The 8969-nt window shown below is 38.9% G+C and carries 9 protein-coding genes and 1 CRISPR repeat array; of the genes, 3 read left to right on the forward strand and 6 right to left on the reverse strand.

All coding sequences use genetic code 11. From position 1 onward, the window contains the following. Positions 1-95 precede the first annotated feature (95 nt). Entirely contained in the window at positions 96-1505 is a 1410-nt protein-coding gene (gene rlmD / locus AC0UMU_RS06750) for a 23S rRNA (uracil(1939)-C(5))-methyltransferase RlmD (protein WP_278716207.1), read from the reverse strand. 207 nt (positions 1506-1712) lie between these two features. On the opposite strand from rlmD, the gene ppdK reads away from it, so the two are divergent. Continuing rightward, positions 1713-4427: a pyruvate, phosphate dikinase gene (ppdK, locus tag AC0UMU_RS06755; protein ID WP_009316752.1), complete on the forward strand. Its 2715-nt coding sequence runs from the start codon at positions 1713-1715 to the stop codon at positions 4425-4427. A gap of 405 nt (positions 4428-4832) precedes the next feature. Here ppdK and AC0UMU_RS06760 read toward each other — a convergent pair whose 3' ends face one another. Then, positions 4833-5156, reverse strand: a complete 324-nt coding sequence (locus tag AC0UMU_RS06760) for a hypothetical protein (protein ID WP_473979895.1) — start codon at positions 5154-5156, stop codon at positions 4833-4835. 311 nt (positions 5157-5467) lie between these two features. On the opposite strand from AC0UMU_RS06760, the gene AC0UMU_RS06765 reads away from it, so the two are divergent. Further along, positions 5468-6094, forward strand: a complete 627-nt coding sequence (locus AC0UMU_RS06765; RefSeq protein WP_473979896.1) for a hypothetical protein — start codon at positions 5468-5470, stop codon at positions 6092-6094. Between the two features lie 29 nt (positions 6095-6123). Here the strand turns inward: AC0UMU_RS06765 and AC0UMU_RS06770 are convergent, their stop codons facing one another. From AC0UMU_RS06770 to AC0UMU_RS06785, 4 genes are all read right to left on the reverse strand, one after another. Beyond that, positions 6124-6423, reverse strand: coding sequence for a hypothetical protein (locus AC0UMU_RS06770; protein ID WP_473979897.1), 300 nt, complete (start codon positions 6421-6423; stop codon positions 6124-6126). Continuing rightward, positions 6389-6739: a hypothetical protein gene (locus tag AC0UMU_RS06775; protein WP_473979898.1), complete on the reverse strand. Its 351-nt coding sequence runs from the start codon at positions 6737-6739 to the stop codon at positions 6389-6391. The genes AC0UMU_RS06770 and AC0UMU_RS06775 overlap by 35 nt, the downstream gene beginning before the upstream one ends. Positions 6740-6754: 15 nt before the next feature. Next, positions 6755-7648 (reverse strand): IS1595 family transposase, encoded by an 894-nt coding sequence (locus AC0UMU_RS06780; protein ID WP_473979899.1) that lies wholly within the window; start codon positions 7646-7648, stop codon positions 6755-6757. A 365-nt stretch (positions 7649-8013) separates the two neighbouring features. Beyond that, positions 8014-8238: a hypothetical protein gene (locus tag AC0UMU_RS06785; protein WP_473979900.1), complete on the reverse strand. Its 225-nt coding sequence runs from the start codon at positions 8236-8238 to the stop codon at positions 8014-8016. Positions 8239-8328: 90 nt separating this feature from the next. On the opposite strand from AC0UMU_RS06785, the gene AC0UMU_RS06790 reads away from it, so the two are divergent. Continuing rightward, the gene (locus tag AC0UMU_RS06790) at positions 8329-8589 is read left to right on the forward strand and encodes a hypothetical protein (protein WP_472300467.1); all 261 of its coding nucleotides are present in this window, start codon (positions 8329-8331) and stop codon (positions 8587-8589) included. Positions 8590-8601: 12 nt separating this feature from the next. Continuing rightward, positions 8602-8955: a CRISPR direct-repeat array (repeat unit 47 nt; unit sequence GTTGTGATTTGCTTTCATTTTAGTATCTTTGAAGTATCGGAAACATC). Positions 8956-8969 lie beyond the last annotated feature (14 nt).

An 8969-nucleotide genomic window follows, 5' to 3' on the forward strand; every position in this document is an offset into this window, starting at 1 on the left:
TCAATACACAAAAAGAAACGGAAAGCAAAAAGTCCCCCTGAGCTTTCCATTTTCCTTATTTATTCCGAATACGAGAGATAACGTTATTTCCCCCTTTATTTTTTTACCAACAATACTACATTTTCTACATGATGAGTATGTGGAAACATATCTACCGGCTGAACTTTTTCGACACGATATTTTTCATCCAACAGATTCAGATCCCGCGCCTGAGTTGCAGGATTACAACTGACATAAACGATTTTTACAGGTTCGGCAAACAAAATGGTCTTTATGACATCATCATGCATCCCGGCTCTCGGAGGATCGGTAATAATAGCGTCAGGTCGGCCATGTTCATTTATAAAATCCTGTGTAAGAATATCCTTCATATCTCCGGCATAAAACAATGTATTACTGATGCCATTCAATTCAGAATTTACCTTTGCATCTTCAATCGCCTCCGGAACATACTCTATTCCTATCACTTTTCGGGCACGGCAGGCCACAAAGTTTGCAATAGTCCCAGTTCCCGTATATAAGTCATAAACAAGTTCTTCTCCGGTAAGCCCAGCAAAATCTCGAGCTACTTTATATAACTCATACGCCTGTTCAGAATTGGTCTGATAAAAAGATTTAGGTCCTATTTTGAATTGTAATCCCTCCATCGACTCCAATATATAATCCCGACCTTTGAACACATGAACCTCTTGGTCGGTAATCGTATCATTAGCTTTCTGGTTTATTATATATAATAAAGAAGTAATTTGAGGAAAGGTCTCCGCAAGATATTCCATCATAGCGTCAATCTTAGACCTATCATTTTCAAAAAAAACGACGATCAACATAACCTCACCAGTTGATGCCGTACGAATTATGATATTACGCATCAATCCCCGCTGCTCTCTCAGATCAAAAAAAGAATAATCATGATCAAGAGCGAATTTTCGAATAGCCAACCGAATGTCATTAGAGATATTATCCTGCAGCCAGCAAGTTTGTATATCCAGTACCTTATCGAACATTCCGGGAATATGGAATCCTAAAGCATTTCGAGAATCAAAAGTTTGTGTAGACTGCAATTCTTCTTGAGTAAGCCAAGACTTATTCGAAAAAGTAAATTCCAGCTTATTACGGTAAAAACGAGTCTTCTCCGAGCCTTTTATCGCAGAAATTTCCGGTAAATCGATTTTTCCGATTCGAGAAAGGTTATCAAAAACCTGCTGTTGTTTATATGCTATTTGTTTTTCATACGGGATATGCTGCCACTTGCATCCTCCACATACACCAAAATGCGAACAAAATGGCTCAACACGCATTTCGGAATACTTATGATACTTCAATATCCGCCCTTCAGCATAACGATGTTTTTTTCTATATAATTGCAAATCGACAATATCTCCGGGAGCGGCAAACGGAACAAAAACGACTAAATCGTCAATCCGAGCTATTGCCTTGCCTTCAGCAGCCACATCTGTAATTTCGACCTGTTCTATAACAGGAAGCTCTTTCTTTTTACGTGCCAAAATAGTACTTTTAAAACAAAAACAAATTTGGTCAAAGTTAAGCATATTTCTTAAACAATCTATACGGATATTCCAAAAATCAATGACAGGTCAAAATTATTCTCAGAATTTTTGCATATTTAATCATAACTCATATTTTTGTAAAGAGTTAACCCTTTGTTACATTTATTTTAAGAACAAAGACATATTAATAATTTTATTTATACTATGAAGAGTGTTTATACTTTCGGGAACGGCAAAGCAGAAGGCCGTTCTGACATGAAGAATCTGTTGGGAGGAAAAGGTGCCAATCTTGCTGAAATGAATCTGATCGGAGTTCCTGTACCTCCCGGTTTCACGATCACAACTGAAGTTTGTACAGCCTATAATAAAGAAGGGAAAGATGCAGTTGTAAAATTAATTAAGGCTGATGTAGAAAAAGCGATGGCCCATGTAGAGAATCTGATGGGAACAAAATTCGGTGATGCAAAAAACCCCTTATTGGTTTCCGTTCGTTCCGGAGCAAGAGTCTCTATGCCGGGTATGATGGATACGGTATTAAATTTAGGACTGACAGATGAAGCGGTAGAAGGTATTGCCAAAAAATCGGGAAACCCTCGCTTTGCATGGGACTCTTACCGCCGTTTCGTTCAAATGTACGGAGATGTTGTATTGGGAATGAAACCCAAAAGTAAAGAAGATATCGATCCGTTCGAAGAGGTAATGGACGAAGTTAAAAAACAAAAAGGGGTAAAAAACGACACCGAACTGGAAGTCGAAGACCTCAAACTCTTAGTAAAGAAGTTCAAAGCTGCTGTAAAGGAACGCACAGGCAAAGATTTTCCGGATTCTCCATGGGAACAACTATGGGGAGCTATTTGTGCCGTATTCGATAGTTGGATGAACGAACGGGCTATCTATTATCGTCGCATGAACCAAATCCCCGAAGAATGGGGAACTGCCGTAAACGTACAGGCAATGGTATTCGGAAATATGGGTGAAACTTCTGCTACCGGAGTTGCATTTACGAGAGATGCCGCTACCGGAGAAGATATATTTAACGGTGAATATCTGATCAACGCACAAGGAGAAGACGTGGTTGCCGGAATCAGAACTCCGCAACAAATCACGATCGAAGGATCTCGCAGATGGGCTGCATTGCAAGGTATATCGGAAGAAGAACGTGCAAGCAAATATCCTTCACTGGAAGAAGCGATGCCTGCTTGTGCTAAAGACCTGATCGAAACACAACAGAAACTCGAAGACTATTTCAAAGACATGCAGGACCTTGAATTTACGATTCAAGACGGTAAGTTATGGTTATTGCAAACCCGTAACGGAAAACGTACCGGAGCTGCCATGGTAAAAATCGCCATGGATATGCTTCGGGAAGGTGTCATCGACGAGAAAACCGTACTCAAAAGAATGGAACCGCAAAAACTGGACGAATTATTACATCCGGTATTCGATAAAAAAGCGATGAAAGAGGCTAAAGTAGTAGCCAAAGGTCTTCCTGCATCTCCGGGTGCAGCAACCGGAATGATCGTATTTTTCGCAGATGATGCAGAAGAATGGGCGGAAAAAAGGAAAAAAGTAATTTTGGTACGGATCGAAACGTCTCCGGAAGATTTACGCGGAATGAACGTAGCTCAAGGTATTCTGACAGCTCGAGGAGGTATGACGTCTCACGCAGCCGTAGTAGCTCGTGGCATGGGGAAATGCTGTGTATCGGGAGCCGGAGAAATAAAAGTAGATTATAAAGCCCGCACTTTGGAAATGGGCGGTCACATTTATAAAGAAGGAGATTGGATTTCTCTGAACGGATCGACCGGAGAAGTTTATGACGGACAGGTAAATACCGTTGATGCCGATTTAAGCGGAGATTTTGCAAAAATTATGGAGTTGGCGGAGAAATACACCAAAATGGATGTAAGAACCAATGCCGATACGCCTAAGGATGCTGCCGTTGCACGTAAATTCGGAGCAAAAGGTATCGGACTTTGCCGTACAGAACACATGTTCTTCGAAGGTGATCGAATTAAAGCCATGCGAGAAATGATTCTTTCTAAAGATGAAGAAGGCCGCAGAGAAGCTTTGAAGAAACTGCTTCCTATGCAGCGTCAGGACTTCGAAGGTATCTTTATGGCAATGGACGGTTTCGGAGTAACGATACGTCTTCTCGATCCTCCTTTGCACGAATTCGTACCTCACCAGTTAGCTACACAAAAAGAACTGGCCGCAGAGATGGGACTTTCTATAGAAGAAGTAAAACTTGCATGTGATTCTCTGGAAGAATTCAACCCTATGTTAGGACATCGTGGCTGCCGATTGGGATGTACATATCCTGAAATTACCGAGATGCAAGCTCGTGCCATTATCGAGGCTGCACTCGATGCAAAAGCCAAAGGAGCAAAAGTGATTCCTGAAATCATGGTTCCTCTGGTAGGCATAGTCGAAGAATTGAAAATGCAGGCTGCTATCATTCATCAAACTGCAGAAAAAGTGTTCTCGGAACGCAACGATCAAATCGAATATAAAGTAGGAACAATGATCGAAGTTCCCCGCGCCGCATTAACTGCCGATAAAATAGCGGAAGTAGCCGATTTCTTCTCTTTCGGAACAAATGACTTGACCCAAATGACATTTGGATTCTCTCGAGATGATGCCGGTAAGTTCCTGAAAATATATCAAGAAAAAGGAATATTGAAAAACGATCCGTTTGCAATCCTCGATCAACAAGGTGTAGGACAATTAGTACGTATGGGTACAGAAAAAGGTCGTGCTACCAAACCGAAACTGAAAGTCGGTATTTGCGGTGAACACGGCGGAGAACCATCATCTGTCAAGTTCTGTGCCTCTCTCAACATGAATTACGTGAGTTGCAGTCCTTATCGTGTACCTATCGCACGGGTCGCTGCGGCGCAGGCTGCTATCGAGGACTAACCCCCTTTAATCTTACAATATCAGTTAGGCTGTAATACAAAATATTACAGCCTAATTTATATTCGAGGGGAAAAATAAAATCTATTATTCCTACAACTTATCAAATATTCTTCTTTACACTGTGATCTCTTCAGTCTAACTACATCTATATTAATATCATAATAGCACTTTTCTCTACTTTTATAGAAATGAGTATGATCAACATTTATTATATAATCTTACATTCTCAATTTATTAATCCTTTATACAGAATTTTGTATTCATTTCAGTATCTTTGAAGTATCGGAAACATCTGTCTTTTTTCGATAAGGACAAATTTTCAAAAGATCATCCTGAAGAATATAAGAAACGTAATTATATACTATTTACACCAATATAAGATTTTCATTTGAACTCTCCAAACTGTCAAAATATCCCTTTAAGACCGTCCGGAGAATTTTCTATCAACTTTTTCAAACGTTCACCCTCAACATAAGAATAGTCAAGGTATCTGGGTTCAATATTCGCCTCGCATATTTTACCCGACAATTCGTTGAAATATACTAATTGTATCTTACCCTCAATTACAATATTTGAAACCACTTGAAATTTCTTGCTGCGGTCAAATATAAGGCATACGTTTTCTCCGTCCTTGAATTTGCAAGTCATACCAAATAATTTTGCTACAAATTTAGTTACTCTATTAAAAGTAACCAAATAAAGGATTCTGTTTTTTGTTGATTGTCTCATAATTACAAACTATTTAATTGGTTATTTGAATTAAAATAACTACTTTTGCATCTGAATTTGAGTGCTTGCACTCTTTTCGGACATACAGCCTAATCGTCGTCGAACTACCACAACAAGACCATAAAGGCTGATAATCAACTTACCCAATGGGTGAAGTGTGTCCTGCGTCATAGACGTAGAACCGCTCCTATGGGTAAGTTGGCTGTGGTAGGCCACGACGACGTTAGGCAGTGGTTCTACGTTTTCGTTTACTCGTTTCGTTCTACCGTTGCCGTTTTACAGATGATTGTCTAACATAAATAAAATGTAGAATGGAAACAGCTTTAAGAATTGTAGCCGCTTTATCTCTCGTGGCATTTGTAGTGGGTATGTTTAGCCCTAAAACCGTCAAGTGTTCCTCACGTGGAAAGGTCGCCCTGATTTTCATTGCGATATTCCTTGTCAGTGGTTTTATCGGGGCTTCGCTATCGGAAGAAACAAATCCCGTTACGAATGAAGAAGTAACAGACAACACAACCTCAAAAGAGCAAGAAAAGCCCAAAGAAATTCCTGTACTCGAAAAAGGCTCTGTGTACACAATGTCCTATGCAAACAATGACGTGCAAATCACTTTTGCCGATATTAAGGTAAACAGGATACCCAACAACGGGCTTAACCTTGTTTTTACCTTGCGCATAAAGAACAACTCAAACGAAAAGTTCTTTATCAGCAATTCGGGCTGGAGACTTTTGGATTCTGAAAAGGTGGAAGTAGAGGAATCCGGCATATATGAACCTATGTTTGGAGATTTTGCACCCGGAACATTTTTCTTCACCATTGTAGAACCCAATATAGGCAAAGAGGAAAAGGTAGGCTACTCCGTGAAAGAGGAAACCTATTATCTGAGCATTGACGGAAAGATTATTGCCAAGATACCGCTTGACGCACACAAGAAATAAACAGATAGATACGGAGCTTCGGCTCCGTATTATTTTTTGTGCAAAGGTGGAGTTTCAATGCCTAAATCAATAAGAGATTTCATCACAACAATATTATCTAAATACTCCTCTAAATCAGTAAAAGAAAGTTTCGTACTACATAAGGAAGCTAAAATCATTTCCTTCGTTAGTGTAGGAAGATTGGGAATCCTAACGTAACCATCCTCTTTTGAAAGTTCTATGACATCAAACATTTTCATTTTACCTAAGTATCCGTTGGTCATTAAAAAGTCCATAAATACTTCGGTGGGTATTTCAAATTGTTTTTTCGGCTCTTGGAAGTTCGACATCTACGGTAATTATTATTGGTTCTTTAATCGTTACTTCAAATATTCGTTCCGTTTCGGAAACTAAATACTCATCTGCAAAGATAGGTGGTTTTGCCGAATTTTCAGATACTTCCCATCCATAATTTTTCATATTTACATAAGCAAGCCTGTTTTGCAAGTCCCTTATTAGCATACTTTTGAACTTATCCACCACTTCGGAAACGCTCTTACCGTGTGCACAAAAATCTTTCGTAGCAGGGCAATAACTTGCATAAGTGTCCCATCTCGCAGGTTCTGGATGTTTGAACACCATGAGTTTTACAGAAACTTTTTCCATAATGTCTGATTGATTTTATGTGCCGACTATATCCGTATAACCGACACGGATTAAATTCTTGTCTATTATTTGATTGAATTTTGCCAGTGGCGTTTTCTTTCGAGTATTGTACGTAAACTCAAACTCCGCACAGTATTTGGAGAGGTGTTCCTTACTCGGTCTGTGGTATGTACCCATCATTGACCTTTTCAGATGCGACCAAGCACCCTCAATCGTATTGGTGTAAATATCTCCACGCACATATTCCTTGCGCTTGTGTTTCACCACACTATGTTTATAGTCCTTATCCAGTTTAGTGTAAGCCCACCATTCATCGCTCATTATATGAGAACCGCCTTTTATCCGTTCATGGATTATCGGCTCTAATGTTATGCGTTTGGTGTTCTCCACTGGTGTGATAGACAAGCGACCCTTGCGTTGTACCGCCCCGAATACTGGTGTTTTGTTTTCTGAGCCACGACCACGTTTACCCTTTTTCTTACCACCGACATAAGTTTCATCTACTTCGACCGTTCCCCGTAATTGGTTATCGGAATTGCGATGTTCCAGCATATAGCGTATCTTGTGCAACAAGTACCAAGCCGACTTTTGCGTCACGCCGATAGTCTTTGACAGTTCAATGGAACTTATGCCTTTCTTTGATAGCGAAATCAGATAGAAAGTCAGAAACCATTTCTGCAAAGGAATGTTGGAGTTCTCGTAAATCGTGCCGGTAGTGACCTTGAATTGTTTACCGCAGTGTGCGCACTTGAAAGTCTTCCCGTTTTTGTAGCGGTAAACCTTTTGTGCGTTGCTGCAATGCGGACAAGTTGGAGTATTGCCCCACCTGCGTTTTTCAAGATACTTCCTGCATGATTCCTCATCGGGAAACTGTTTGAAGAAGTAGAAAAGATTGTAATTTTCAGTCATTTTTCACCGATTTTTATTTGAAGTTACGAAAAAACGGTGAATTAGCCAAATTGCTATGAAACAATTTCTTATGTTATTTTTGTAACAATAATCACTAATACCAAATCCGTATAAAGGTCTTATAAGTGTCTGCAAATTTGTTTTTGGTGTAGAAACTCCACTCACAGACCTAAATACGGACTTTGGTTATTGTTATTCCGATAATTATCAGTAACTTTGTGCCATGACAAACAAGTATTTATGCTTCAAAAGATGTCTAAAACTAAAAGTAGAGCAAAAATATAAATGCCCTACTCATGGCAAATACGCCAGAATATCAGCAACCCGCATGGAGTTCAAGATTACGGATTGTTGTTGCTCCGACTTCAAGGCGTTTTTGTCCTCCGTTTGCGAAAAATACAGGGTTGGCATCTTGTTGGGGAAGTGCAGTTCCGTCCCAAAGAAACACTTACTACCACCTCATCGAAATCATCGTTAGAGTGTTCCCTTGCCAATTTTTGCAACTCCTGTATAGCATCATCAAAAGACCCTTTTATATAAAAGGCCAAATGATGATTACAATAATCTCCATTCAAACTTCTTCTTCCCATTCATTATTTGGTTAGGATTGTATATAATCACGATAAGAAATATGTTGTCGATAAGGAGATAAGAGTATTAAGAGTAAAAAAAATATCATCATGGGAGGATTAATTATTTTATTAGTGGTTGTGGTTATTGGTTACGCTTTCCTTCTCGCCATATTTGTAATAATATGCCCTTATTTAAGCTATAAAAATTTTTCTTTCTTTGTGAGGAACTGTAATTTGATAATGATCCCGGCAATATTATTAAGCGTAACTATTTATGAAAGAAACAATTTACACAAAATATTGGATTATTCAAATAAATATATAGACGATGAAAAAGAACGTTACAAAAAAGAAAGAAAAAGAGAATAAAAAGAGAGAAATGTTGTGATTTGCTTTCATTTTAGTATCTTTGAAGTATCGGAAACATCATTAGAGGAATTAACAGGCGACGAATTTGAGTTGTGATTTGCTTTCATTTTAGTATCTTTGAAGTATCGGAAACATCTAAAACAACTTAATGACGGTGTTTACGCCGGTTGTGATTTGCTTTCATTTTAGTATCTTTGAAGTATCGGAAACATCGTTCATTTGCTTTTTTGTAAAAGGGATCAAGTTGTGATTTGCTTTCATTTTAGTATCTTTGAAGTATCGGAAACATCGTTCCTTGACCGTACATGAGATCAGGATTGTTGTGATTTGCTTTCATTTTAGTATCTTTGAAGTATCGGAAACATCGGTATCTTCTGAGC

The organism is Coprobacter fastidiosus (assembly GCF_982245605.1).